General features: G+C 54.6%; 26 protein-coding genes. 25 read left to right on the forward strand and 1 reads right to left on the reverse strand.

Annotated elements, in window-relative coordinates:
- The first annotated feature begins 32 nt into the window (after positions 1 to 32).
- From rimP to B4113_RS17740, 13 genes are all read left to right on the forward strand, one after another.
- Positions 33 to 506 carry a ribosome maturation factor RimP gene (gene rimP / locus B4113_RS17680; RefSeq protein WP_033843529.1) on the forward strand — a complete coding sequence of 158 codons (474 nt, stop codon included), beginning with the start codon at positions 33 to 35 and terminating at the stop codon, positions 504 to 506.
- A gap of 25 nt (positions 507 to 531) precedes the next feature.
- Positions 532 to 1,683 carry a transcription termination factor NusA gene (gene nusA, locus B4113_RS17685; RefSeq protein ID WP_033023087.1) on the forward strand — a complete coding sequence of 384 codons (1,152 nt, stop codon included), beginning with the start codon at positions 532 to 534 and terminating at the stop codon, positions 1,681 to 1,683.
- Positions 1,684 to 1,695: 12 nt separating this feature from the next.
- Positions 1,696 to 1,986: an RNase P modulator RnpM gene (rnpM, locus tag B4113_RS17690; RefSeq protein ID WP_033023089.1), complete on the forward strand. Its 291-nt coding sequence runs from the start codon at positions 1,696 to 1,698 to the stop codon at positions 1,984 to 1,986.
- Positions 1,976 to 2,284 carry a YlxQ family RNA-binding protein gene (locus B4113_RS17695; RefSeq protein ID WP_033843530.1) on the forward strand — a complete coding sequence of 103 codons (309 nt, stop codon included), beginning with the start codon at positions 1,976 to 1,978 and terminating at the stop codon, positions 2,282 to 2,284. Before rnpM ends, B4113_RS17695 begins: the two co-directional genes overlap by 11 nt.
- A gap of 13 nt (positions 2,285 to 2,297) precedes the next feature.
- Positions 2,298 to 4,526, forward strand: coding sequence for a translation initiation factor IF-2 (gene infB, locus B4113_RS17700; protein WP_033843531.1), 2,229 nt, complete (start codon positions 2,298 to 2,300; stop codon positions 4,524 to 4,526).
- Positions 4,523 to 4,801: a DUF503 domain-containing protein gene (locus B4113_RS17705; RefSeq protein WP_033023101.1), complete on the forward strand. Its 279-nt coding sequence runs from the start codon at positions 4,523 to 4,525 to the stop codon at positions 4,799 to 4,801. The genes infB and B4113_RS17705 overlap by 4 nt, the downstream gene beginning before the upstream one ends.
- A 15-nt stretch (positions 4,802 to 4,816) precedes the next feature.
- The gene (rbfA, locus tag B4113_RS17710) at positions 4,817 to 5,188 is read left to right on the forward strand and encodes a 30S ribosome-binding factor RbfA (protein WP_033023102.1); all 372 of its coding nucleotides are present in this window, start codon (positions 4,817 to 4,819) and stop codon (positions 5,186 to 5,188) included.
- A gap of 212 nt (positions 5,189 to 5,400) precedes the next feature.
- Positions 5,401 to 6,312: a tRNA pseudouridine(55) synthase TruB gene (truB, locus tag B4113_RS17715; RefSeq protein WP_033843532.1), complete on the forward strand. Its 912-nt coding sequence runs from the start codon at positions 5,401 to 5,403 to the stop codon at positions 6,310 to 6,312.
- Between the two features lie 38 nt (positions 6,313 to 6,350).
- On the forward strand, positions 6,351 to 7,331 hold the full coding sequence (ribF, locus tag B4113_RS17720; protein ID WP_033843533.1) for a bifunctional riboflavin kinase/FAD synthetase: 981 nt from the start codon (positions 6,351 to 6,353) through the stop codon (positions 7,329 to 7,331).
- 87 nt (positions 7,332 to 7,418) lie between these two features.
- Positions 7,419 to 7,688, forward strand: coding sequence for a 30S ribosomal protein S15 (gene rpsO, locus B4113_RS17725; RefSeq protein ID WP_033023106.1), 270 nt, complete (start codon positions 7,419 to 7,421; stop codon positions 7,686 to 7,688).
- A gap of 141 nt (positions 7,689 to 7,829) precedes the next feature.
- Positions 7,830 to 9,998: a polyribonucleotide nucleotidyltransferase gene (gene pnp / locus B4113_RS17730; protein ID WP_033843534.1), complete on the forward strand. Its 2,169-nt coding sequence runs from the start codon at positions 7,830 to 7,832 to the stop codon at positions 9,996 to 9,998.
- An 87-nt stretch (positions 9,999 to 10,085) separates the two neighbouring features.
- Positions 10,086 to 11,072, forward strand: a complete 987-nt coding sequence (locus B4113_RS17735) for a polysaccharide deacetylase family protein (RefSeq protein ID WP_033843535.1) — start codon at positions 10,086 to 10,088, stop codon at positions 11,070 to 11,072.
- A complete protein-coding gene (locus tag B4113_RS17740) occupies positions 11,059 to 12,306 on the forward strand; it encodes a pitrilysin family protein (RefSeq protein WP_033843536.1) in 1,248 nt (415 codons plus the stop codon). The genes B4113_RS17735 and B4113_RS17740 overlap by 14 nt, the downstream gene beginning before the upstream one ends.
- Positions 12,307 to 12,367: 61 nt before the next feature.
- Here the strand turns inward: B4113_RS17740 and B4113_RS17745 are convergent, their stop codons facing one another.
- The gene (locus B4113_RS17745) at positions 12,368 to 12,607 is read right to left on the reverse strand and encodes a YlmC/YmxH family sporulation protein (RefSeq protein WP_033023112.1); all 240 of its coding nucleotides are present in this window, start codon (positions 12,605 to 12,607) and stop codon (positions 12,368 to 12,370) included.
- Between the two features lie 191 nt (positions 12,608 to 12,798).
- Between B4113_RS17745 and dpaA the strand changes: the two genes are divergently transcribed.
- The 12 genes from dpaA (at position 12,799) to B4113_RS17795 (ending at position 23,551) form a co-directional block, all read left to right on the forward strand.
- Positions 12,799 to 13,704 carry a dipicolinic acid synthetase subunit A gene (gene dpaA, locus B4113_RS17750; RefSeq protein ID WP_061912722.1) on the forward strand — a complete coding sequence of 302 codons (906 nt, stop codon included), beginning with the start codon at positions 12,799 to 12,801 and terminating at the stop codon, positions 13,702 to 13,704.
- Positions 13,701 to 14,306: a dipicolinate synthase subunit B gene (locus B4113_RS17755; RefSeq protein ID WP_033023114.1), complete on the forward strand. Its 606-nt coding sequence runs from the start codon at positions 13,701 to 13,703 to the stop codon at positions 14,304 to 14,306. The genes dpaA and B4113_RS17755 overlap by 4 nt, the downstream gene beginning before the upstream one ends.
- A 111-nt stretch (positions 14,307 to 14,417) precedes the next feature.
- A complete protein-coding gene (gene asd, locus B4113_RS17760) occupies positions 14,418 to 15,461 on the forward strand; it encodes an aspartate-semialdehyde dehydrogenase (protein ID WP_033023115.1) in 1,044 nt (347 codons plus the stop codon).
- A gap of 149 nt (positions 15,462 to 15,610) precedes the next feature.
- Positions 15,611 to 16,858, forward strand: coding sequence for an aspartate kinase (gene dapG / locus B4113_RS17765; protein WP_061912723.1), 1,248 nt, complete (start codon positions 15,611 to 15,613; stop codon positions 16,856 to 16,858).
- A gap of 5 nt (positions 16,859 to 16,863) precedes the next feature.
- Positions 16,864 to 17,739: a 4-hydroxy-tetrahydrodipicolinate synthase gene (gene dapA / locus B4113_RS17770; protein WP_033023121.1), complete on the forward strand. Its 876-nt coding sequence runs from the start codon at positions 16,864 to 16,866 to the stop codon at positions 17,737 to 17,739.
- A gap of 164 nt (positions 17,740 to 17,903) precedes the next feature.
- Positions 17,904 to 19,574, forward strand: a complete 1,671-nt coding sequence (locus tag B4113_RS17775) for a ribonuclease J (protein WP_033023125.1) — start codon at positions 17,904 to 17,906, stop codon at positions 19,572 to 19,574.
- Positions 19,575 to 20,136: 562 nt separating this feature from the next.
- Positions 20,137 to 20,850, forward strand: a complete 714-nt coding sequence (locus tag B4113_RS17780) for a C40 family peptidase (RefSeq protein ID WP_033843540.1) — start codon at positions 20,137 to 20,139, stop codon at positions 20,848 to 20,850.
- 14 nt (positions 20,851 to 20,864) lie between these two features.
- Positions 20,865 to 21,467, forward strand: coding sequence for a hypothetical protein (locus B4113_RS17785; RefSeq protein WP_033843541.1), 603 nt, complete (start codon positions 20,865 to 20,867; stop codon positions 21,465 to 21,467).
- A 13-nt stretch (positions 21,468 to 21,480) separates the two neighbouring features.
- Complete coding sequence (locus tag B4113_RS19245) at positions 21,481 to 21,741, forward strand: SOS response-associated peptidase family protein (protein ID WP_081897198.1); 261 nt, start codon at positions 21,481 to 21,483, stop codon at positions 21,739 to 21,741.
- Positions 21,742 to 22,124: 383 nt separating this feature from the next.
- Positions 22,125 to 22,343 carry an ATP-binding protein gene (locus B4113_RS21320; RefSeq protein WP_369802302.1) on the forward strand — a complete coding sequence of 73 codons (219 nt, stop codon included), beginning with the start codon at positions 22,125 to 22,127 and terminating at the stop codon, positions 22,341 to 22,343.
- A gap of 246 nt (positions 22,344 to 22,589) precedes the next feature.
- Positions 22,590 to 23,330, forward strand: coding sequence for a ClpP family protease (locus B4113_RS17790; protein WP_033023128.1), 741 nt, complete (start codon positions 22,590 to 22,592; stop codon positions 23,328 to 23,330).
- Positions 23,327 to 23,551, forward strand: coding sequence for a YlzJ-like family protein (locus B4113_RS17795; RefSeq protein ID WP_033843542.1), 225 nt, complete (start codon positions 23,327 to 23,329; stop codon positions 23,549 to 23,551). The genes B4113_RS17790 and B4113_RS17795 overlap by 4 nt, the downstream gene beginning before the upstream one ends.
- Positions 23,552 to 23,621: the final 70 nt, after the last annotated feature.

Below are 23,621 nucleotides of genomic sequence, written 5' to 3' on the forward strand. Positions count from 1 at the left end.
ACGTGCAGCTTGGCTCGGTAAGGAGGAAAACGATGGGCAAAAAAGTGACAGACACGGTCGAACAACTCGTGGCGCCCATTTTGGACGAAATGGGGCTGGAGCTCGTGGACATCGAATATGTGAAGGAAGGGAAGAACTGGTTCTTGCGCGTTTTTATCGATTCAGAGAACGGGGTCGATATTGAACAGTGCGGCGTTGTCAGTGAAAAACTGAGCGAAAAGCTCGATGAAGTCGATCCGATTCCCCACAACTATTTCTTGGAAGTCTCATCGCCGGGGGCGGAGCGGCCGCTGAAAAACGAAACCGATTTTTACAAAGCGGTCGGGAAACATGTCGTGATCAAAACGTATGAACCGATTGAGGGAGAAAAACAATTTGAAGGCGAGCTGGCCGCTTTTGACGGAACGACCGTGACGCTGTCGGTAAAAGACCGCGGGCGGCAAAAAACGGTCGCCATTCCGTATGAAAAAGTGGCAAGCGCAAGGCTAGCTGTCATTTTCTTTTAAGTGGCAAAAGGGGGATTTTCGTTTCATGAATACGCAACTGCTTGAGGCGTTAGCCGACCTGATGCGGGAAAAAGGCATCAGCCAAGAAGTCATCGTGGAAGCGATCGAAGCGGCGATCGTTTCGGCATACAAGCGCAATTTCGGCCAAGCGCAAAACGTGCGCGTCGACTTCAACATGGACACCGGCACGATCCGCGTGCTCGCGCGCAAGGACGTCGTCGAAGAAGTGACCGACCCGCGCCTCGAAATTTCGCTTGAAGAAGCGCAGCGAATCAATCCGAACTATCAGATCGGCGACGTCGTCGAACTGGAAGTGACACCGCGCGATTTCGGGCGCATCGCGGCGCAGACGGCGAAGCAAGTCGTCACCCAGCGCGTGCGCGAAGCGGAGCGGAGCATTATTTACGCCGAGTTCGTCGACCGCGAGGAAGATATTATGACCGGCATCGTTCAGCGCATCGACCCGCGCTTTGTCTACGTCAGCCTCGGCAAAGCGGAGGCGCTTCTGCCGGCAAACGAACAAATGCCGAACGAAACGTACAAGCCGCACGATCGGCTGAAAGTCTACATTACCAAAGTGGAAAAAACGACAAAAGGGCCGCAAATTTTCGTTTCTCGCACTCATCCGGGCTTGCTGAAGCGGCTGTTTGAGCTGGAAGTGCCGGAAATTTACGATGGCACGGTCGAAATTAAGTCCATCGCCCGCGAAGCTGGCGACCGGTCAAAAATTTCCGTTCATTCCGACAACCCGGAGGTCGACCCGGTGGGCGCCTGCGTCGGGCCGAAGGGGCAGCGCGTCCAAGCGGTCGTTGATGAACTGAACGGGGAAAAAATTGATATCGTCCGCTGGTCGGCGGACCCGGTTGAGTTTGTCGCCAACGCCCTCAGCCCGGCGAAAGTGCTGCGCGTCATCGTGAACGAGGAACAAAAGGCGACGACCGTCGTCGTTCCCGACTACCAGCTGTCGCTCGCCATCGGCAAGCGCGGGCAAAACGCCCGGCTGGCAGCGAAATTAACCGGCTGGAAAATTGATATTAAAAGCGAATCAGAAGCGCGGGAAATGGGCATTGACCCATATGCGCCATCCACTTCGCTTGATTTCAGCGGCGCGGCGGCTGATAATGAACATAGTGAGGAAAGCGGCCAACCGTTCACTGAACCGGCGGACATCGAGTGAGGGGGAATGGAGATGGCAGCGCAAAAGAAAATTCCGTTACGCAAATGCGTCGTCACCGGAGAGATGAAACCGAAACGGGAAATGGTGCGCATCGTCCGCTCCAAAGACGGGGAGGTGTCGATCGACCCGACCGGCAAGAAGGCGGGGCGCGGCGCATACATGACGTTGGATCCGGAATGCATTTTGCTGGCCAAAAAGAAAAACATTTTGGCCCGCCATTTAAAGGCCGAAATTGCGGAAACGCTGTATGACGAGCTGCTCGCGTTGGCGGAAAAGGAGAAGCGCACGGGCCATGAACAATAGCCGCTGGGCATCGCTGTTAGGGCTGGCGCAGCGGGCCGGAAAAGTCGTTTCCGGCGAAGGGCTTGTCGTCAAAGAAGTGCAGCGGGGCAAAGCGCAGCTCGTTTTATTGTCCGAAGACGCATCGGCCAATACGGAAAAAAAAGTGACCGACAAGTGCGCGTTTTATGGCGTTCCGCTTTGCAAAGTGCCGGACCGCTATACGCTTGGCGGGGCGATCGGCAAAGACGCCCGCGTCGTCGTCGCCGTCACCGATGAAGGGTTCGCGCGTCAACTGCTGACGATGCTCGACCGATCTTAATGGGGGTGAATGTATGTCCAAAATGCGTGTCTACGAATACGCCAAAAAACAAAACGTGTCTAGCAAGGACGTTATCCATAAATTGAAAGAAATGAACATCGAAGTGAACAATCATATGACCATGCTCGAGGCCGATGTCGTCGAAAAGCTCGATCATCAATACCGCCCGAACACGGGGAAAAAAGACGGGCGAAAAGAGGAAAAGAAAGGGAAAAAGCCGGAGAAGCCGAAGCGGCCGACGCCGGCGAAAGCGACCGATTTTGCTGATGAAGAACTGTTTGACGATGGAAAAGAAGCGGCGAAAAGCAAGCCGGTGAAGAAAAAAGGTGCGCCAAAAGGGAAGGAAACGAAAAAAACCGAAGCCCAGCAGCAGGAGAAAAAGCTGCTCCAAGCGGCGAAAAAGAAAGGCAAAGGGCCGGCCAAAGGGAAAAAACAAGCCGCCCCGGCCGCGAAGCAGCCGCCGCAGCCGGTGAAAAAAGAAAAAGAGCTGCCGAAAAAAATTACGTTCGAAGGTTCGCTGACGGTAGCCGAGCTGGCGAAAAAATTGGGCCGCGAGCCGTCGGAAATCATTAAAAAGCTGTTTATGCTCGGCGTGATGGCGACCATCAACCAAGACTTAGACAAGGACGCGATCGAACTGATCTGCTCCGATTACGGCGTCGAAGTCGAAGAAAAAGTGACGATCGATGAAACGAACTTCGAAACGATCGAGATTGTCGACGCGCCGGAAGATCTCGTGGAACGGCCGCCGGTTGTGACGATCATGGGGCACGTCGACCACGGAAAAACGACGCTGCTCGATGCGATCCGCCATTCGAAAGTGACGGAGCAAGAAGCGGGCGGCATTACCCAGCACATCGGGGCGTACCAAGTGACCGTCAACGACAAAAAGATTACGTTCCTCGATACGCCGGGGCATGAAGCGTTTACGACGATGCGGGCGCGCGGCGCGCAAGTGACGGATATCGTCATTCTTGTTGTCGCTGCCGATGACGGGGTCATGCCGCAAACGGTCGAAGCGATCAACCACGCCAAGGCCGCCAACGTGCCGATCATCGTCGCCATCAACAAAATGGATAAACCGGAAGCCAACCCAGACCGCGTCATGCAGGAGCTGATGGAATACAACCTCGTTCCGGAAGAATGGGGCGGGGATACGATTTTCTGCAAGTTGTCGGCGAAAACGAAAGAAGGCATTGACCACTTGCTTGAGATGATTTTGCTCGTCAGCGAAATGGAAGAACTGAAGGCGAACCCGAACCGGCGCGCGGTCGGCACGGTGATTGAAGCGAAGCTTGACAAAGGACGCGGCCCGGTGGCGACGCTGTTGATCCAAACCGGAACGCTTCGCATCGGCGATCCGATCGTCGTCGGCACGACGTACGGGCGCGTGCGCGCGATGGTGAACGACAGCGGCCGGCGCGTCAAAGAGGCGGGGCCATCGATGCCGGTCGAAATCACCGGTCTGCACGATGTGCCGCAAGCCGGCGACCGCTTTATGGTGTTTGAAGATGAGAAAAAAGCGCGGCAAATCGGCGAAGTGCGGGCGCAGCGGCAGCTGCAGGAGCAGCGGAGCGTCAAAACGCGCATCAGCTTGGACGATCTGTTTGAACAAATTAAGCAAGGCGAAATGAAAGAGCTGAACTTGATCGTCAAGGCCGACGTCCAAGGATCGGTTGAAGCGCTTGTCGCCGCCTTGCAAAAAATCGACGTCGAAGGCGTGCGGGTGAAAATCATCCACGCTGCCGTTGGAGCCATCACCGAATCGGACATTTCGTTGGCGACGGCTTCAAACGCCATCGTCATCGGTTTTAACGTCCGTCCGGACGCCAACGCGAAGCGCGCCGCCGAATCGGAAAAAGTGGACATCCGCCTCCACCGCATCATTTACAACGTCATCGAGGAAATTGAGGCGGCCATGAAAGGAATGCTCGATCCGGAATACGAAGAAAAAGTGATCGGCCAAGCGGAAGTGCGGCAAACGTTTAAGGTGTCGAAAGTCGGCACGATCGCCGGCTGCTACGTCACCGACGGCAAAATCACCCGCGACAGCAAAGTGCGCCTCATTCGCCAAGGCATCGTCGTCTACGAAGGGGAAATCGATTCGCTCAAGCGGTACAAAGACGATGTGCGCGAAGTGGCGCAAGGCTATGAGTGCGGGGTGACGATCAAAAACTTCAACGATATTAAAGAAGGGGACGTCATCGAGGCGTACGTTATGCAGGAAGTGGCTCGGGCATGATCGGATTCGCCGCGTGCGAGTGCCTGATCTACAACGCCCGGTCGCTGAAGGACAAACGAGCCGTCTTGCAGCGGGTGCTGACGAGAATTCGGCAACGGTACAACGTGTCGGTGGCGGAAATCGATCATCAAGAGGCGTGGCAGCGGGCGAAAATCGGCCTCGTTGCCATCGCGTCCAGCCGCCGCGCTGCCGAACGGGAGCTCGAACGGGCGTTGGCGTTGCTCGATTCGTTTCCCGAGTTGGAGCGGGCGGCGACAGTATTCGAGTGGCTGTGATCGAGGTGATGGATGATGAATATACGGGCAACTCGCGTGGGCGAGCAGATGAAAAAAGAGCTGAGCGACATTATCGGTCGCAAGCTGAAAGACCCGCGCATCGGCTTTGTGACGGTGACCGATGTGCGCGTGACAGGCGATTTGCAGCAGGCCAAAGTGTACATCAGTATCTTGGGCGATGACAAACAGCGGGAAGAGACGCTGAAGGCGCTGGAAAAAGCAAAAGGGTTTATCCGCTCGGAAATCGGGCAGCGCATCCGCCTGCGCAAAACGCCGGACATTTTGTTTGAAATCGACGAAACGATCGAATACGGAAGCCGCATTGAGCAGCTGATCCGGCAACTTTCGGACAGCAAGGAAGCTGACGAGAATGCGGATAAGCAGTAGCAAGGGGGCTGACCGAAAAGGTTGGCTGCTTTCAAGATCGGCACGACCGATCGTGCGGCAGAAGCAGTCAGCACGTATATAGAGCAATAAAAGAGGGGATTCCGATCCTTTTGGGACACCCTCTTTGCCGCACTTTATCCGCAAACGATGCCGAAAATCGGCAGCGGACGTTCCTTTTCATTTGCGAGTATGGAAACAGAAAGGGTGCGCCGATGGACGGGGTATTGCTGCTCCATAAACCGAAAGGAATGACATCGCATGACTGTGTGGCGAGCGTGCGCCGCCTGCTCGGCGTCAAAAAAGCGGGGCACACCGGTACGTTGGATCCGAACGTGTCCGGCGTGCTGCCCATTTGCCTTGGCAAGGCGACGCGCATCGCTGAATTTTTAACCGGCGCGACGAAAACGTACGAAGGAGAAGTGACGCTTGGGGCCGCGACGACAACGGAAGACGCCGACGGCGACATCATCGCCGCCCGCCCGATCGAGCGGGCGATCGCGCGCGCGGAGATCGAAGCGGTGCTGGACAGCTTGACTGGCGAAATAGAGCAAACGCCGCCGATGTACTCCGCGGTGAAAGTGGGCGGCAAAAAACTATATGAATACGCGCGCGCCGGCCTCGAAGTGGAGCGTCCGGTGCGGCGCGTGACGATTTATGAGCTGAAGCTGCTCGATGAGCGTGAGCAGTTCACCGGGGAAACGGTGTCGTTCCGCTTTCGCGTCACGTGCAGCAAAGGCACGTATGTCCGTACGCTTGCGGTGACGATCGGCGAGCGGCTCGGCTACCCGGCGCACATGTCCGATCTGGTCCGGACGGCCTCGGGGCCGTTCCGGCTTGAGGAGTGTGTGACGTTGGCGGAACTTGCCCGGCGAGCGGCTGACGGAACGGCCGCTTCCCTCATCATTCCGATTGAGCGAGCGCTCTTTCATTTGCCGAAATATCAAATCAATGATAAAGTAGCAGAGAAAGTAAAGAACGGGGCGCTGCTTCGCCTTCCCGCATTTTTCGAGCAGGTTGATGGACCGATTGTGCTCGTTTCGCCTGAGCGGGAAGCGCTGGCTCTGTACGTCAAGCACCCGACGCGCCCCGGCTTGATGAAGCCGCTCAAAGTGTTTGGTTCATGAAAAAGGCGCGGCGGAAACAAAGAAGGTAGGTTATCGATATGGAAACGCTGTTTCTTTCACATCCGCATCAGCTCGAACGGCAAGCGCTCCCCCCTGCCGTGATGGCGCTCGGGTATTTTGACGGCATCCACCTCGGCCACCAAAAAGTGATCAAAACGGCGGTCGAGGCTGCGAAGGAGCGCGGGTACGAAAGCGCGGTGATGACGTTCCATCCCCATCCGTCCGTCGTGCTCGGCAAACAGCCTGAACTTCGCGCCATCACGCCGCTTGGCAAAAAAGAGCGGCTCATTGCATCACTTGGCGTCGATCGGCTGTACGTGGTCGAATTTACGCCGACGTTTGCCGCCTTGGCGCCGGAGCAATTTGTCGACGAGTATTTGGACGGACTGCATGTCAAGCACGTGGTCGCCGGCTTTGACTTCACTTACGGGCGGTTCGGAAAAGGAACGATGGAGACGATGCCAATCCACGCCCGCGGCCGATTTGGGCAGACGGTCATTCCGAAACTCGTCGTCGACGGGGAAAAGGTAAGTTCCACCCGCGTGCGGAAGCTGCTGGAAAGCGGGGACGTGGATCAACTTCCCCGCCTGCTCGGCCGCTTTTATGATCTCGAGGGAACGGTCGTAGCCGGGGAGCGGCGCGGGCGGACGATCGGCTTCCCGACCGCGAACATCGCCTTAAACGGCGATTATATTTTGCCGGCAGTCGGCGTCTATGCCGTCAAGGTGACCGTCGATGGCAATGAGTATGAAGGGGTGGCGAACGTCGGATATAAACCGACGTTTCATGCGGCGCGCGAAGGGTTGCCGACGATCGAAGTGCATTTGTTCCATTTTTCCGGCGATCTTTATGGACAAACGCTCGTCGTCGAATGGCATCGCCGGCTGCGGAGCGAACGGAAATTTGCCAGCGTTGACGAACTGGCCGCGCAAATCGCCCGCGACAAGGAGGAGGCGGAGCAGTATTTCCGGCGCTTCAATGAAAAGACTTGCATTTTGCCGGAAAAAGAGGTATTCTAATCAGTGTATGTGAACCGTTGCTTGGCTAGGCGAGTCACCGACGCCCGCTCGGCAACCGGGGATTTCAAGCTAGGGAGGTGAACGAGGATGGCATTGACGCAAGAACGCAAACGCGAAATCATCGAGCAATTTAAAATCCACGAGAACGACACCGGTTCTCCGGAAGTGCAAATTGCGATTTTGACGGAGCAAATCAATACGTTGAACGAGCATTTGCGCGTCCATAAAAAAGACCATCATTCACGGCGCGGCCTGCTGAAAATGGTTGGGAAACGCCGCAATCTATTGACCTACTTGCGCAACAAAGATGTGACGCGCTACCGTGAATTGATTGAGAAACTTGGATTACGTCGATAAAAAAGCGGGAGCATTCCCGCTTTTTTGCTAGTTTGCAGGCGGGATTGACACGGCGATGATAACAATGACGCCGATTCGTCCATACTAATCATCAGCGGCATCCATCATTTCATTTGTACATAGAGAGGAGTACTCGTCTGTATGGAACAAGAGAAACGCGTGTTTTCCATCGAGGTGGCTGGGCGCCCGCTCATAATCGAGACCGGCGAACTGGCGAAACAGGCGAACGGCGCGGCGCTCGTCCGCTATGGCGACACGGTTGTGCTGAGCACGGCCACCGCATCGCGGGAAGCGAAAAGCGTCGACTTTTTCCCGCTGACCGTCAACTACGAGGAGCGGCTGTACGCCGTCGGGAAAATTCCCGGGGGGTTTATTAAGCGCGAAGGCCGGCCGAGCGAAAAAGCGATTTTGGTGAGCCGGTTGATCGACCGCCCGATTCGCCCGCTCTTTGCCGAAGGGTTTCGCAATGAAGTGCAGGTCGTCTCCATGGTCATGAGCGTTGACCAAGACTGCGCGCCAGAAGTGGCCGCCTTAATCGGTTCCTCGCTGGCGCTGACGATTTCCGACATTCCGTTTGAAGGGCCGATCGCCGGTGTGATCGTCGGCCGCGTCGACGGCCAGTTTGTCGTCAACCCGACGGTCGAACAAATGGAAAAAAGCGATCTGCATCTCGTTGTCGCCGGCACGAAAGACGCGATCAACATGGTGGAAGCCGGCGCGGACGAAGTGCCGGAAGAAGTGATGCTCGAAGCGATTATGTTCGGCCATGAGGAAGTGAAGCGGCTCATCGCCTTCCAAGAGGAAATCGCCGCCCAAGTCGGCAAAGAGAAAATGGAAGTCGTCCTGTATGAGCCGGATCCAGCGTTGGAGGCGGAAATTCGCCAGCTTGCGGAAGCCGATATTAAAAAGGCGGTGCAAGTGCCGGAAAAATTGGCGCGCGATGCGGCCATTGAAGACGTGAAAGCGGGCGTCATCGCCAAATACGAGGCGGAAGAAGCGGATGAAGAGAAGTTGAAGCAAGTGCAGGAAATTTTGCACAAGCTCGTGAAAGAGGAAGTGCGCCGTCTGATCACGGTGGACAAAATTCGTCCGGACGGGCGCAAAGTCGATGAAATCCGCCCGCTCTCGTCGGCGGTCGGCGTCCTGCCGCGCACGCACGGCTCCGGCCTGTTTACGCGCGGGCAAACGCAAGTGTTAAGCGTCTGTACGCTTGGGGCGCTCGGCGATGTGCAAATTTTGGACGGGCTTGATTTGGAAGAATCGAAGCGGTTTATGCACCATTACAACTTCCCGCCGTTTTCCGTCGGGGAAACGGGGCCGATGCGCGGGCCGGGGCGGCGTGAAATCGGACACGGGGCGCTTGGCGAGCGGGCGCTTGAGCCGGTCGTGCCGTCGGAGCGGGAGTTTCCGTATACGATCCGCCTTGTTTCCGAAGTGTTGGAGTCGAACGGCTCGACCTCGCAAGCGAGCATTTGCGCCAGCACGCTGGCGATGATGGACGCCGGGGTGCCGATTAAAGCGCCGGTCGCTGGCATCGCCATGGGGTTGGTGAAAAACGGCGATCATTACACGATTTTGACCGACATCCAAGGCATTGAAGACCATCTTGGCGATATGGACTTTAAAGTCGCCGGCACGAGAAAAGGCGTCACCGCCCTGCAGATGGACATTAAAATTAAAGGACTGACGCGCGACATTTTGGAAGAAGCGCTCATGCAAGCGCGCAAAGGGCGGCTGGAGATTTTGGACCATATGATGCAGACGCTCAGCGAACCGCGCAAAGAGCTGTCCAAATATGCGCCGAAAATTTTGATCATGCACATCAATCCGGACAAAATCCGCGAGGTGATCGGACCAAGCGGCAAGCAGATCAACAAAATCATCGACGAGACCGGCGTCAAAATCGACATCGAACAAGACGGCACGATTTTCATCTCGTCGGTCGACGAAGCGGCCAACCAAAAAGCGAAGCAAATCATCGAAGACATCGTCCGCGAAGTCGAAGTCGGCCAAGTGTATTTAGGCAAAGTGAAGCGGATCGAAAAATTCGGCGCCTTTGTTGAACTGTTCAACGGCAAAGACGGGCTTGTCCACATTTCCGAACTGGCCGAAGAACGGGTCGGCAAAGTCGAAGACGTCGTTTCGATCGGCGATGAAATTTTAGTCAAAGTCACAGAAATCGATAAACAAGGACGCGTCAACCTGTCGCGCAAAGCGGTGTTGCGCGACGCCCGCGGCATCGGCCAGGCGCCGAAAGAGACGCGGGAAAAACGGGGAAGACGGCCGGAGCGCCACCGCATGAAGCCTTAGGAATTTGTTTCTTAAGGCTCTTTTGTTATGTTCTACACTGTCCCCTGCCTACATATTTTGTAGTAATGAAAAAGGAGGGGGACAAGGGTGAACAACGCATCCATCCGCTATATGGCGCTGGCGGTCATGTTGCTTGCCGCTTGGATGGCCGTGCATTGGCCGCCGGTCGGCAACTATGTCGAGAGCTGGCGTCCGACGGACACAACGGCGATGAAAAAGGAGCGCGACAAGCTGTATGAAACGATCGTCAAGCAGGCGAAGCAGTACGAAATTCCCGCCCAAGATGCGGTCATTGATAAAGTGTGGAAGGCGACGCCCGGGTATAACGGTCTGGCCGTCGATATTGAGGCTTCCTATCAAAACATGAAAAAAACAGGAACGTTCGATGAGCGCAAGCTTGTGTTCCGCCAAGTGCCGCCGCGCGTTCATTTGGACGATTTGCCGCCGGCGCCAATCTACCGCGGCCATCCCGACAAACCGATGGTGGCGCTGACGGTCAATGTCGCTTGGGGGGAAGAATACCTTCCTGACATGCTCGAGACGCTGAAAAAGCATCAAGTCAAGGCAACGTTCTTTTTGGAAGGGCAATGGGTAAAAAAACATCCGGAGATGGCAAAAATGATTGCAGATGCCGGCCATGAGATCGGCAACCATTCCTACAGCCATCCTGATATGAAAATGCTCAGCGGCGACGACATTCGCCGCGAGCTCAAGAAAACGAACGAAGTGATCGAAGCGGCGACCGCGGTCCAATGCAAATGGTTCGCTCCGCCAAGCGGCAGCTATCGCGACGAGGTCGTCGAGATCGCCGCGGAACTTGGCATGAAAACGATTCTATGGAGCGTCGATACAATTGATTGGCAAAAACCAGCCCCATCTGTTATAGTGAAACGGGTGGCAGCGAACATCCATCCCGGCGCCATCGTGTTAATGCATCCGACGATGCCGACGGCGGCGGCGCTCGATGAGCTGATCGTCTCAATCAAACGCCAAGGTTACGCGTTAGGCAGCTTGACGGCCTTATTCGATGAGAAAAGACTGGCAAACAAACAGGAGGAACATGGAGTTGATTAACAAATATACGTGCAAAAACGGTGTGCGAATCGTGCTCGAGCAAATCCCGACGGTTCGATCGGTAGCCATCGGCGTATGGATTGGCACAGGATCGCGCAACGAAACAGAACAAAACAACGGGATCTCGCATTTTTTGGAGCACATGTTTTTTAAAGGAACAACCACGCGCACGGCGCGAGACATCGCCGAAGCGTTCGACAGCATCGGCGGGCAAGTGAACGCCTTTACCTCGAAGGAGTATACGTGTTACTACGCCAAAGTGTTGGATGAACATGCCCCGCTGGCGCTTGACATGCTCGCCGATATGTTTTTCCACTCAACGTTTGTGGAAGATGAGCTCCACAAAGAACGCAACGTTGTGCTCGAGGAGATCAAAATGTACGAAGACACGCCCGATGACATCGTCCACGATTTGCTCGGCAAGGCGTGTTACGCGAACCACCCGCTCGGCTATCCGATTTTAGGCACGGAAGAGACGTTGCGCACGTTTACCGGCGATACGCTGCGCCAGTATATGGCCGATTACTACACGCCGGATCGCGTTGTCGTTTCGGTGGCGGGCAACGTGGATGAGCGGTTTATCGATGAGATCGAGCGCTATTTCGGCTCGTTCACGGCAGCGAATCGGTCGCCTTCTCCAGGGACGCCGTCGTTTGCGCCGCAAAAGATGGCGCGCAAAAAAGACGTCGAACAGGCGCATGTGTGCATCGGGTTCAACGGGCTGCCGATCGGTCATCCGGACGCGTACCCACTCCTCATCTTAAACAACATTTTAGGCGGCAGCATGAGCAGCCGGCTGTTTCAGGAAGTGCGCGAACAGCGCGGATTGGCGTATTCGGTGTTCTCGTACCATTCCGCCTACCAAGACAGCGGATTGCTCGCCATTTACGCCGGCACCGGGAGCGAGCAGCTCGATGTTTTGTTTGCGACGATTCAAGAAACGATCCAGCAATTAAAAGAAGGCGGCATTACCGAAAAAGAGCTGCATAACAGCAAAGAACAAATGAAGGGAAGTTTGATGCTCGGACTGGAAAGCACGAACAGCCGGATGAGCCGCAACGGCAAAAACGAACTGCTCCTTGGCCGCCATCGCTCGCTTGACGAAATCATTGAGGAGATTGAGAGCGTCACGGTGGAAAAAGTGAACGAGCTGGCGCGCACGGTGTTCACCGACGATTACGCGCTCGCCCTCATCAGCCCGGACGGCGTGCTGCCGCGTCCGCTTCGCTCATAAACGGGCGTAAAAAAGCTAACGACCTTTTCCTGAGGTGGTTAGCTTTTTTCTTTTTTGTCTCTTATTCTTCGGGAATGTCGATCATCACCATATCGGAGCCAATTTTGCGGATATAGTTCCACGGCACGCGAATTTCTTGATGGTCTTTCCGCAGCCCGAACCATTTTCCTGTCGGAATAAGGAGCGCCTCCACTTGCCCGGTTTGCTCGTTGATTTCCAAATCCGTTTGTCCGAGCACCCCGAGCCGCTCGGCCCTTCTGACATCCACGATTTCTTTGCCGCTTAGTTCGCTCAGCCTCACCGTCGATTCCCTCCTTTTTGTCCCTTTATTCTATGTATAGAAACGGAACGGCAAAACATGACTGTTGCAGCCCGGCGTCGCGATGATGACGCCCATTTTTTCCCGCCGGGTCATTCACCCATGGTTTTCCCCCGACATAAGATGGGAAAAGAAATGAAGCAGTTTGCCAACAAAGAAGGTGAGCGTACAACATGATGCTGACAGGAATGCATGTCGCCATCATCGGCGGTGATGCGAGGCAGCTGGAAGTCATTCGCAAACTCGTGGAATTGGATGCCAAGTTATCGCTCGTTGGCTTTGACCAGCTGGCCCATCATTTTACCGGGGCCGTGAAGCTGCCGATTGACGAAGTCGATTTTCCTGATTTGGATGCTATTATTTTGCCGGTTCACGGCACGACGTTGGATGGAAAAGTAAACAGCGTGTTCGCCCAAGAACCGATTCCATTCACCGAAGAAATGGTGAAACGAACGGCCCAACGCTGCACCATTTACTCCGGCATCAGCAACTCGTATTTGGATGAGCTGGTGAGAAAGACCGAACGTAAGCACGTGCAGCTGTTTGCGCGCGATGATGTGGCCATCTACAACTCCATTCCGACCGCCGAAGGCACGGTGATGATGGTCATTCAGCACACCGATTTTACGATTCACGGCTCGCGCGTCGCCGTCTTAGGGCTCGGACGCGTCGGCATGACCGTTGCCCGGACGTTTGCCGCCCTAGGGGCGAAAGTGAAAGTCGGGGCGCGCCGGTCGGAGCATCTCGCCCGCATTACCGAAATGGGGCTCGTGCCGTTTCACCTAAACGATTTGGAAAAAGAAGTGCGCGATATTGACGTCTGCATCAACACGATTCCGCATTTGATTGTCACGGCGAGCGTGATCGCCAAAATGCCGGCCCATACGCTGATCATCGATTTGGCGTCCAAACCGGGCGGCACCGACTTTCGCTACGCCGAAAAACGCGGCGTGAAAGCCATTTTAGCGCCCGGGCTGCCCGGGATCGTCGCGCCGAAAACAGCCGGACAAATCATCGCCAACGTTTTGGCGCAGCTTTTGTATGAAGATTGGCAAAAACGGGAGGAGAACAAACGATGAGCGGAAACAGCCTGAAAGGAAAACGAATCGGCTTTGGCCTCACCGGGTCGCATTGCACGTATGATGCGGTGTTTCCCGAAATTGAAAAACTTGTCCATGAAGGGGCCGAAGTATTGCCGATTGTTACGTACACCGTTAAGACGACCAACACCCGTTTCGGCGAAGGGGAGGAATGGGTGAAAAAACTCGAACAGTTGACGGGAAACGAAGTGATTGACACGATCGTCAAAGCGGAGCCGCTCGGGCCGAAAATTCCGCTCGACTGCATGGTGATCGCTCCGCTCACCGGCAACTCGATGAGCAAGCTGGCCAACGCCATGACCGATTCCCCGGTGCTCATGGCGGCCAAAGCGACGATGCGCAACCACCGCCCGGTCGTGCTCGGCATTTCCACAAACGATGCGCTCGGCTTAAACGGCGTCAACTTGATGCGGCTGATGGCGGCGAAAAACATTTACTTTATTCCGTTCGGCCAAGACGCCCCGCAGGCGAAGCCAAACTCGATGGTCGCCTACATGCCGCTGTTGCGCGACACGGTTCTCGCCGCGCTGGAAGGAAAACAGCTGCAGCCGGTGGTCATCGAACGCTTCCGCTACAACTGAATCAAAAATCAAAGCGGCGCATAAAAATGTTCTCTCGTCCACAGCGGAATGTGATAAAATAAAGACTATGAATTCACTTCTTAGAGTGACGATGTGGAAGGAGAATGGTGGATGACTCAAAAGCAATATCATGTCGCTGTCGTCGGAGCAACGGGGGCCGTCGGGCAGCAAATGGTGCGGACGCTTGAGGATCGGAACTTTCCGGTTGGAACATTGACTTTGTTGTCATCGGAGCGGTCGGCTGGCAAAACAATGCGGTTCCGCGGCGAGGAAATTGAGGTGCAAGCGGCATCACCCGAGCGCTTTGAAGGGGTGGACATCGCCTTGTTCAGCGCCGGCGGGGCGGTATCGAAGGCATTGGCGCCGGAAGCGGTGCGGCGCGGGGCGGTCGTCATCGACAATACGAGCGCCTTTCGGATGGACGAAAACGTGCCGCTTGTCGTCCCGGAAGTGAACGGAAGCGATTTGACGTGGCATAACGGCATTATCGCCAATCCGAACTGCTCGACGATCCAAATGGTCGTGGCGTTGGAGCCGATTCGGAAGGCGTTTGGCTTAGAGCGCGTGATCGTTTCAACGTACCAAGCCGTCTCCGGGGCCGGGGCGCAGGCGATCGAAGAGCTGCATGCGCAGACGAAAGCGGTGCTCGAAGGGAAGCCGGTCGAGGCGAACATTTTGCCAGTGAAATCGGATCGGAAGCATTACCCGATTGCGTTCAACGCCATACCGCAAATCGATAAGTTCCAAGACAACGGCTTTACATTTGAAGAAATGAAAATGATCAACGAAACGAAAAAAATTATGCACATGCCCGAGCTGAAAGTGGCGGCAACGTGCGTGCGCATTCCGGTGGCGAGCGGGCACTCGGAATCGGTGTACATCGAAGTTGAGCAAGACGGCGTCACCGTTGCCGACTTGCACGAGGTGCTTCGCGAGGCGCCGGGTGTCGTGCTGCAAGATGATCCGAGCGAACAGCTGTATCCGATGCCGGTCCATTGCGTCGGCCAGTATGATGTGTTTGTCGGCCGCATCCGCCGCGATTTGGATCATCCGCGCGGCTTCCACCTCTGGATTGTCGCCGACAACTTGCTGAAAGGGGCGGCTTCGAACTCGGTGCAAATCGCGGAACATTTACGAAAGCTCGGGTTGATATAACGCCGTTTTTTCACGGCATCTCCCGCCTCAACGCGGCACGGCGTTCGCCTGACACAAGGCGGACGCCCAAGGATGGGCCAGCGTGACGGAGGCCCCGCCTTCCTCGCAGCGAAGGCCGGGAAAGTTTATCCAATCGTCGAGGTGTTACCATGAAAATTATCGTCCAAAAGTTCGGCGGCACGTCCGTCCGCGATGAACGCGGGCGAAACATGGCGCGCCGCCACATTGAAAAGGCGCTTGAAGACGGCTACAAAGTTGTTGTCGTCGTATCGGCCATGGGCCGATACGGCGATCCGTACGCGACCGACACGCTTCTTAGCCTGATCGGCGGCTCCGAGCATCATGTGACAAAGCGCGAACAAGACTTGCTCATGGCGTGCGGAGAAATCATCTCCAGCGTCGTGTTCAGCAACTTGTTGAACGCCCACGGCATCAAAGCGGCGGCGTTCACGGGCGCGCAAGCCGGATTCCGCACGAACAGCGACTATACGAACGCCAAAATCGTCGAGATGCGCTGCGACCGCCTCCTTGAGGCGCTTGAACAGCACGATGTCGCCGTCGTGGCCGGCTTTCAAGGGATGGCGGAAAACGGCGATATCACAACGCTCGGCCGCGGTGGCAGCGACACATCGGCGGCGGCGCTCGGCGCGGCGCTAAACGCCGAGCGGGTCGATATTTTCACCGATGTCGACGGCGTCATGACCGCTGATCCGCGCATTGTCGAAAACGCCCGACCGCTTGAGGTTGTCACCTATACGGAAATTTGCAACATGGCGTATCAAGGGGCGAAAGTCATTCACCCGCGCGCGGTCGAAATCGCTATGCAGGCGAAAGTGCCGCTGCGCATCCGCTCGACGTATTCGGATGCGCCGGGAACGCTTGTCACCTCCTCGATTCGTCCGCAAAAGGGGAGCGACGTGCGGGAGCGGCTAGTGACGGGCATCGCCCATGTCGCCAACGTCACGCAAATCAAGGTGCTGGCGAAAGAAGGGCATTATGAGCTGCAGTCGGACGTGTTTCAAGCGATGGCCCACGAAGGGATCAGCGTCGATTTTATCAATATTTCCCCATACGGCGTTATCTACACGGTCAGCGGCGAGATGACGGACAAAGCGATTGCTGCTTTGCGCCGCATCGGCTATGAACCGGCCGTGACGCCGCGTTGCGCCAAAGTATCGGTCGTCGGCGCCGGCATCGCCGGCGTGCCCGGGGTGACGGCGAAAATCGTCACCGCCTTGTCAGAACAAGGCATTCAAATTTTGCAATCGGCTGACAGCCATACGACCATTTGGGTGTTAGTGAAAGAGGAAGATATGGAAAAAGCGGTCAACGCTCTCCATGACGCCTTTTGCCTATCTGAGGCGGGGGGAGACGAAGCGATTTGGAGTGAGGAGTGAAAACCGTGATTCAGTTCGGAAACGTCGTAACGGCGATGGTCACGCCGTTTGACCGAAAAGGGAATCTTGATTTGCCGAAAACGACGGAGCTGGTCAACTATTTGCTCGACCATGGCACGGATGCGCTCGTCGTCGCCGGCACGACCGGCGAATCGCCAACATTGACGACCGAAGAAAAACTGGCGCTCTTTCGCCATGTCGTCGCCGTCGTCAACGGCCGCGTGCCGGTCATTGCTGGGACGGGGACGAACAATACGCGCGCTTCGATCGAGCTGACCAAGCGGGCGGAAGAGGCGGGCGTCGACGCCGTCATGCTCGTTTCGCCGTATTACAATAAACCGAACCAAGAAGGGTTGTACCAGCATTTCAAAGCGATTGCCGAAAGCACATCGCTGTCGGTGATGCTCTATAACGTCCCGGGCCGCACAGCGGTCAGCCTCGCTCCGGAAACCGTCATCCGGCTGGCGGAAATCCCAAACATCGTTGCGGTCAAAGAGGCGAGCGGCAATTTGGACGCTATGGCCGAAATCATTGAACGGACCCCGGACGATTTTTTGCTTTATAGCGGCGATGACAGCTTGACGCTTCCGGTGCTCGCCATCGGGGGGGCCGGCGTGGTCTCGGTTGCTTCGCACATCATCGGCGATGAAATGCAGCGAATGATTCGCGCCTTCCAAGCTGGAGATCACCAGCAGGCGGCGGCGCTGCACCGAAGATGGCTGCCGCTCATGAAAGGGCTGTTTGCCGCTCCAAGCCCGGTTCCGGTGAAAACGGCGCTGCAGCTTTGTGGGCTGGATGTCGGCGCCGTTCGTCTTCCGCTCGTCCCGCTCACGGAACAGGAACGGAACGAGCTTCAGCGCCTGCTTTCTGCTCTGTCGTAACCGAGCGCCCTCAACGTCTCCTTGGCGGGCGTTGAGGGCGCTTTTCGCTGGTGAGAAATCCAGCGGTTGGCGCATTAGCCATCTTGTGTTTCTCAACATCGATTCGTTATAATAAAAGCAAGTGACTTTGAGCGGGTTAGCATCATGATTGGGAGGACGCAGCCTTGAAATCAAAAATAAAGCCGGTAGAGAAAATACGCCTTTTTGCCCTAGGGGGAGTAGGGGAAATCGGCAAGAACATGTATGTCGTCGAATTGGACGAGGACATTTTTGTCATCGATGCCGGGGTGATGTTCCCAGAAGATGAAATGCTCGGCATCGACAAGGTGATCCCCGACATCACCTATTTGGTTGAACGGCAGCACCGCATTCAAGCGATTTTCCTCACCCATGGGCATGAGGAGCACATGGGTGCGATCGCCTACGTGCTCAAGCAGCTGTCCGTTCCGGTTTACGGAACGAAGCTGACGATCGGATTGGCAGAGGCGTTGCTGAAGGAACAAGGAGTGTCGGGCGCCAAGCTGAACGAAATCCACCCGGATGTCGAGCTCGTGTTTGACAAAGCCAAGGTCACCTTTTTCCGCACGATTCACAGCATTCCCGATTCGGTCGGCATCAGCTTGCAAACATCGCAAGGCGCGATCGTGTACACGAGCGATTTTAAGTTTGACCAGACGCCCTACGGCAACAGCCGCACCGATTTGGGCAAAATCGCGCAAATCGGCGAACAAGGGGTGCTCTGCTTGCTGTCGGACAGCACAAACGCCGAGCGTCCGGGCTACAGCGGTTCCGACACGGCCGTTGCCTATGAAATCGCCGACGTGATCGGCCATGCGCCAGGGCGGGTATTCGTCGCCTGCTACGCCTCAAACATTACCCGCATCCAACAGGTGCTTTATGCATCGCACGAGTCCGGGCGCAAAGTGGCGGTGATCGGCAAAACGCTGCACAAAGTGATGGACATCGCCGTGCGCCTTGGCTATTTGCACGTTCCAGACAAGGTGACGATCTCGGCCCACGATCTCGATCGCTACCATGACCGCGAGCTCGTCATTTTGACCACCGGAGGGCATGGTGAGCCGATGAGCGCGCTATGGCGGATGGCGCGCCAAACGAACAAGCACGTGAACATCAAGGAAGGCGATACCGTCATCGTCGCCGCGTCCGTCATGCCGGGCTATGAACTCGGGTTTGCGAAAACGATTGACGCCTTGTACCGCGCCGGGGCGAACGTCATTTACCGCGATCGGCAAGTGCACGTATCGGGGCATGGCTGCCAAGAAGAATTAAAGCTGATGCTCAACTTCATGCGCCCGAAGTACTTCATCCCCGTCCACGGGGAATACCGGATGCAAAAGGCGCACGCTCGGCTGGCGAAAGCGGTCGGCATCTCGGAAGAGCGGACGTTTTTGATCGACAAAGGCGAAGTGATCGAGTTTCGCGGCGGCGTCGCCCGTTCCGGCGGCAAAGTGCCGTACGGCAACATTTTAATTGACGGGCTTGGCATCGGCGATGTCGGCAACATCGTCCTGCGCGATCGGCGCTTATTGTCGCAAGACGGCATTTTAATCGCCGTCGTCACGCTGAATAAAGAAGCGAAAACGATCGCGGCGGGACCGGAAATCATTTCGCGCGGATTTGTTTATATGCGCGAGTCGGAGACGTTGCTTGAGGAAGCGGAGAAGATGGTGGCTTCGATCATCGAGCGCTGCCTTGAATCCTACATGCTCGAATGGTCGTCGCTGAAAGCGAACATCCGTGAAGCGCTCAGCCAATTTTTATTTGAAAAAACAAAGCGGAGGCCAATGATTTTACCGATTATTATGGAAGTGTAATTCTTCTTGCCACACTTGAGTCGCAAAACCTTGATATGTCAAGGTTTTCGGCTCTTTTTTTACTTTTTAAATCGTCCTTTGATCACATATTGACCACCTTTACGATGCTAAAGCGATTTGCTTCTAACCTGTTTGACAGCCAAGTCAAAGTTTCTGGCAAAGCTCTTTTGCATCGATGTAACATGAGCGTAGGTATTCAGTGTGATCGTAATATCAGCATATATCCCAGCGATTCGGGAGGCCAGATCCGCACGCAATCTTTTCTTTCCGCGTTCAATTTCACAAAACGTAGGGGTAATGTTTAACATTTTAGCGATGTGCGTCCCGTGTATGCCACGTTCTTTTCGGAGTTTTCGAATGTTATTATTCATTTCACATCTATTCTAATGGCCGAGAAAAAGCTGATGCAAAAGTTGCGAATCTACGGTAATCTGGTATTGAGCCATTTCAAAATCCCCTCTTCCTAGAATGGTGTGGGTAACTTCATTCTTATTGACTTAACTCTATAAATATAGTAAACTTACAATTGAGGAAAAATTTGAAATAAAGGAGTTGTTTGGGGATGACGTCTATTCGCAGCCAACCGGCCACGTTCCAACTGGTTTCCTATCAAGCCAATCAACGTACGCTCCAGACCGAGCGCGTACTTTCCAGCAAAGAAGCGGGACTGGCAACAGGGGGAAGCGCAAAGGATTCGGCCGATGCCGTGCAGATCAGCAGACAGGCGCAAGCGCTCTATCAAGCCTCGCTGCTGGCGAAGCTGGATGCGGCAGAGGCAGTCGCGACTGCGACAGCCAAAGAAAACAAAGGAGATGAACTTCGCGGCAAAATTCTGAGTCAGGCCAAGCGCTGGGTGGGGAAAATCCCGTATGCTCAACCCGGTGCGGGTACAGTCAACCTAAACAAGGTGACACCCAAATCGATGGATTGCTCCGGTTTTACTTCGTCTGTATATTTGACGGAATTGAATATAAACATCGGCCGGACCACATCTGACCAGATCAAACGGGGCAGCGAAGTGACAAAAGGCAAAACACCTGATGAAACCAATTTGAAAATCGGGGATCTGATCTTCTTTGACTGGGATCAGGACAAAAAAGTGGATCATGTGGCGATATACGCAGGAAAAGATACCAACGGCAATCATTTGTACATCCACGAAGGGGGAACCGGGTCATCCGCCAATGTCAGAATTGACAAGCTGGATTATATCTGGAGTAAAAACGTGATGAAAATCAAACGGATCATTCAGGATGATGGCAGCCTGACAAACTAGGGAGGTCAACTCATATGAAACGCAAACAATGGATCGGGGTCATGGCATGGTGCCTAGCGATAGGAGGGAGCAATCTGCTGACATATGTCTGGAGTCACACCCCGTCTCCCGTCGTACATGCGGATGCTCCGACTCCCTATGCGTCCAAGGAAAATATTCTGAAAATGAATGAATACATGGATGAGTCTGAACAGTATTATCGGCGTCTGTACCATTTCTACCAACAAAATGCTCCTGCACCTTTGGCAAAAAATGAAAAAATCCGGGTCGTTTACGAATTTGTCGAAAGCTACTTTCACCGTGACCCGAAGGAACTGCTGAAGTGGATCGAGGGAGACAAGGCAATGCAAAAGTGGAAACAACATCCTCGTCTGCAGAATACAAGCAATGACATCAGGCAAATCGTGTGTTACGATCCGGTACAACCACTGAAGGAATGCAGTCCGACCCAGGTTGAGGTCACCATCATTCGCAACAAGTTGCCCGAATTTGACCGGTTCAACGACTACGCCGACCGGATGGAACGATTTGATACCTATCGGGAGAAGTGGGTTATTCAACTGAAAAAGAAGGGGAACACCTATAAAGTCATCGACTGGTCGATCCAAGCCAAATAGACACAGCGACCGGATGCCGGTGATTTTGTGGCCAGAGGATGAAGACCTATGGCTCGATCGGGAGAAATACGATCCCGACTTGTTCCAATCGCTGCTTATTCCATTTGACCCCGGACGGATGCGAGCGTACCCAGTACCTAAGATTGTTGGAAGCCCGAAAAATGATTTTCCTGAGTGCATTGAGGGGTTGCGTGGCAGTAGCCGCAACCTCCTGTCTTTTTGTCGAAGACCGATTCTCGTACAAGCCTTTTTCAACATCCGAGGGGCGGTTTGATGTTAATGAAAGATAGCTAAAGAATGTATCAAGACGCTTCATATATTTTTCAGAAGGCCGGTACTCATCATATTATCCTCGTGCTCAACCCAAAAATCTCTCCAAATTCTCTTTTGTTATATCCATGATACAGTCGAGCCTTCTTGATCCGCTGGCCTAGTGTATGTTCCGGAAGGTTCTCAAAACAACCAAGGTAAGCGATTGATACCCCCAAAGCTTTAGATCATCTTCTAAGATTAGGCGGGTTTACTGTTGACTTGTTGTGTTCGGCCAGACGAAGAGAACGGACATTGAGACCGGTTGCAGCAGCAGATCGACAAGCAACATGTTTTTCACTAAACGAGCACGTCTTATGCGCCCACTGGGTGTACCATCTTCTGGCAATGCAGGTGACGTTGAAGTTTCCCTGTAAATCGCCAGTTCTAGGTGGTTATCTTCACGCGTGCCTCTGCGGATTTTTCGGCTCGCGGGAACAGCGGCAGTGTGCCTGCATGCCGCCGCAAATCCAGCGATACCGCGCCCGTTTGTCAGAGCCGCTGTTGGATCGGATCGACATCCACCTTGAGGTGCCGGGCGTAACCTTTGCGCTTTTACCACATTGACCACAATTTTTCCCACTAGCTTATTTTATTTCGTTTACCGGCCTTTTGCTAAATTACGTTTTAATACTTATTTTATTTTGTTTTCGTGTGCTATCCCGAGTTACTTACTGAAATAAAAATGGAAGTATAATGCAATCATGCTCAAAGTCCAACGAAAAATGCTGGGAACGGTCGGTTGTTGCCGGCATTTTTCTTTCTTTTTTCGGCCATACTAAACGTATGACCGACAAGAAAGGAGACGAAACAATGGAGAAGGAGCGTTATTTCCAAGCGGAAGCCGAGGGCGAACAGCCGGAGACAAAGACCGAGGAAGCAACCGCCGCCATCACCCAACTCGGGCAGACGAACGTTCCGCAAATGGAACTCGATACGAACATTCATTGCTTGACGATCGTCGGCCAAATTGAAGGCCATATTCAGCTGCCGCCGCAAAACAAAGCGACGAAATACGAGCATGTCATTCCGCAGATCGTCGCCATTGAGCAAAATCCGAAAATCGAAGGGCTGCTTGTCATTTTGAACACTGTTGGCGGCGATGTCGAAGCCGGGCTCGCCATCGCCGAAATGCTTGCGTCGCTGTCGAAACCGACCGTTTCCATCGTGCTTGGCGGCGGCCATTCGATCGGCGTGCCGATTGCCGTTTCGTGCGACCATTCGTTCATCACCGAGACGGCGACGATGACGATCCACCCGATCCGTCTGACCGGGCTTGTGATCGGGGTGCCGCAGACGTTTGAGTATTTGGATAAAATGCAGGAGCGCGTCGTCCGTTTCGTGACGAAACATTCGAAGATCAGTGAGGAAAAATTTAAAGAGCTCATGTTTTCCAAAGGCAATTTGACGCGCGACATCGGCACGAACGTCGTCGGACCCGACGCCGTCCGGTACGGGCTGATCGACGAGGTGGGCGGCGTGTCGCAAGCGATGGCGAAGCTGCGCGAGCTGATTGAGATGAAAAAAAGCGGCGAAGGGAAGATCGTTCAATGATTTTGTATACGATGATGCCCGAGCATTTAGTGTTCCCCACCGATAGGGCGGCGTACGAAAAGCAGAAATTGGTGTATTATGACGGCATCCCGTTTCTTGTGCAAGCCACGGAAACCGGCGAGTATGAAATCGTGCAAAATTTAAGCACCAACCCTTACCACTTTTTAGAGGCGAAATACGCTCCGGGGGCCCGGTTTCCCGCTTCAGCGGCAACATCGTAATGAATTGTTTCGCCATTCATGGTATAATAGTAGACAAACAGAAAAAGCAGCCATTGTTGGCTGCTTTTTT

It is taken from the genome of Geobacillus sp. B4113_201601, assembly GCF_001587475.1.
Classification (GTDB): domain Bacteria; phylum Bacillota; class Bacilli; order Bacillales; family Anoxybacillaceae; genus Geobacillus; species Geobacillus icigianus.

Excerpts from the sequence above, each read along its gene's own strand:
- rimP (WP_033843529.1), top strand. The coding sequence starts at position 33 with ATGGGCAAAAAAGTGACAGACACGGTCGAACAACTCGTGGCGCCCATT.
- nusA (WP_033023087.1), top strand. The coding sequence starts at position 532 with ATGAATACGCAACTGCTTGAGGCGTTAGCCGACCTGATGCGGGAAAAA.
- rnpM (WP_033023089.1), top strand. The coding sequence starts at position 1,696 with ATGGCAGCGCAAAAGAAAATTCCGTTACGCAAATGCGTCGTCACCGGA.
- B4113_RS17695 (WP_033843530.1), top strand. The coding sequence starts at position 1,976 with ATGAACAATAGCCGCTGGGCATCGCTGTTAGGGCTGGCGCAGCGGGCC.
- infB (WP_033843531.1), top strand. The coding sequence starts at position 2,298 with ATGTCCAAAATGCGTGTCTACGAATACGCCAAAAAACAAAACGTGTCT.
- B4113_RS17705 (WP_033023101.1), top strand. The coding sequence starts at position 4,523 with ATGATCGGATTCGCCGCGTGCGAGTGCCTGATCTACAACGCCCGGTCG.
- rbfA (WP_033023102.1), top strand. The coding sequence starts at position 4,817 with ATGAATATACGGGCAACTCGCGTGGGCGAGCAGATGAAAAAAGAGCTG.
- truB (WP_033843532.1), top strand. The coding sequence starts at position 5,401 with ATGGACGGGGTATTGCTGCTCCATAAACCGAAAGGAATGACATCGCAT.
- ribF (WP_033843533.1), top strand. The coding sequence starts at position 6,351 with ATGGAAACGCTGTTTCTTTCACATCCGCATCAGCTCGAACGGCAAGCG.
- rpsO (WP_033023106.1), top strand. The coding sequence starts at position 7,419 with ATGGCATTGACGCAAGAACGCAAACGCGAAATCATCGAGCAATTTAAA.
- pnp (WP_033843534.1), top strand. The coding sequence starts at position 7,830 with ATGGAACAAGAGAAACGCGTGTTTTCCATCGAGGTGGCTGGGCGCCCG.
- B4113_RS17740 (WP_033843536.1), top strand. The coding sequence starts at position 11,059 with ATGGAGTTGATTAACAAATATACGTGCAAAAACGGTGTGCGAATCGTG.
- dpaA (WP_061912722.1), top strand. The coding sequence starts at position 12,799 with ATGATGCTGACAGGAATGCATGTCGCCATCATCGGCGGTGATGCGAGG.
- B4113_RS17755 (WP_033023114.1), top strand. The coding sequence starts at position 13,701 with ATGAGCGGAAACAGCCTGAAAGGAAAACGAATCGGCTTTGGCCTCACC.
- asd (WP_033023115.1), top strand. The coding sequence starts at position 14,418 with ATGACTCAAAAGCAATATCATGTCGCTGTCGTCGGAGCAACGGGGGCC.
- dapG (WP_061912723.1), top strand. The coding sequence starts at position 15,611 with ATGAAAATTATCGTCCAAAAGTTCGGCGGCACGTCCGTCCGCGATGAA.
- B4113_RS17780 (WP_033843540.1), top strand. The coding sequence starts at position 20,137 with ATGACGTCTATTCGCAGCCAACCGGCCACGTTCCAACTGGTTTCCTAT.
- B4113_RS17785 (WP_033843541.1), top strand. The coding sequence starts at position 20,865 with ATGAAACGCAAACAATGGATCGGGGTCATGGCATGGTGCCTAGCGATA.
- B4113_RS19245 (WP_081897198.1), top strand. The coding sequence starts at position 21,481 with ATGCCGGTGATTTTGTGGCCAGAGGATGAAGACCTATGGCTCGATCGG.
- B4113_RS21320 (WP_369802302.1), top strand. The coding sequence starts at position 22,125 with ATGCAGGTGACGTTGAAGTTTCCCTGTAAATCGCCAGTTCTAGGTGGT.
- B4113_RS17790 (WP_033023128.1), top strand. The coding sequence starts at position 22,590 with ATGGAGAAGGAGCGTTATTTCCAAGCGGAAGCCGAGGGCGAACAGCCG.
- B4113_RS17795 (WP_033843542.1), top strand. The coding sequence starts at position 23,327 with ATGATTTTGTATACGATGATGCCCGAGCATTTAGTGTTCCCCACCGAT.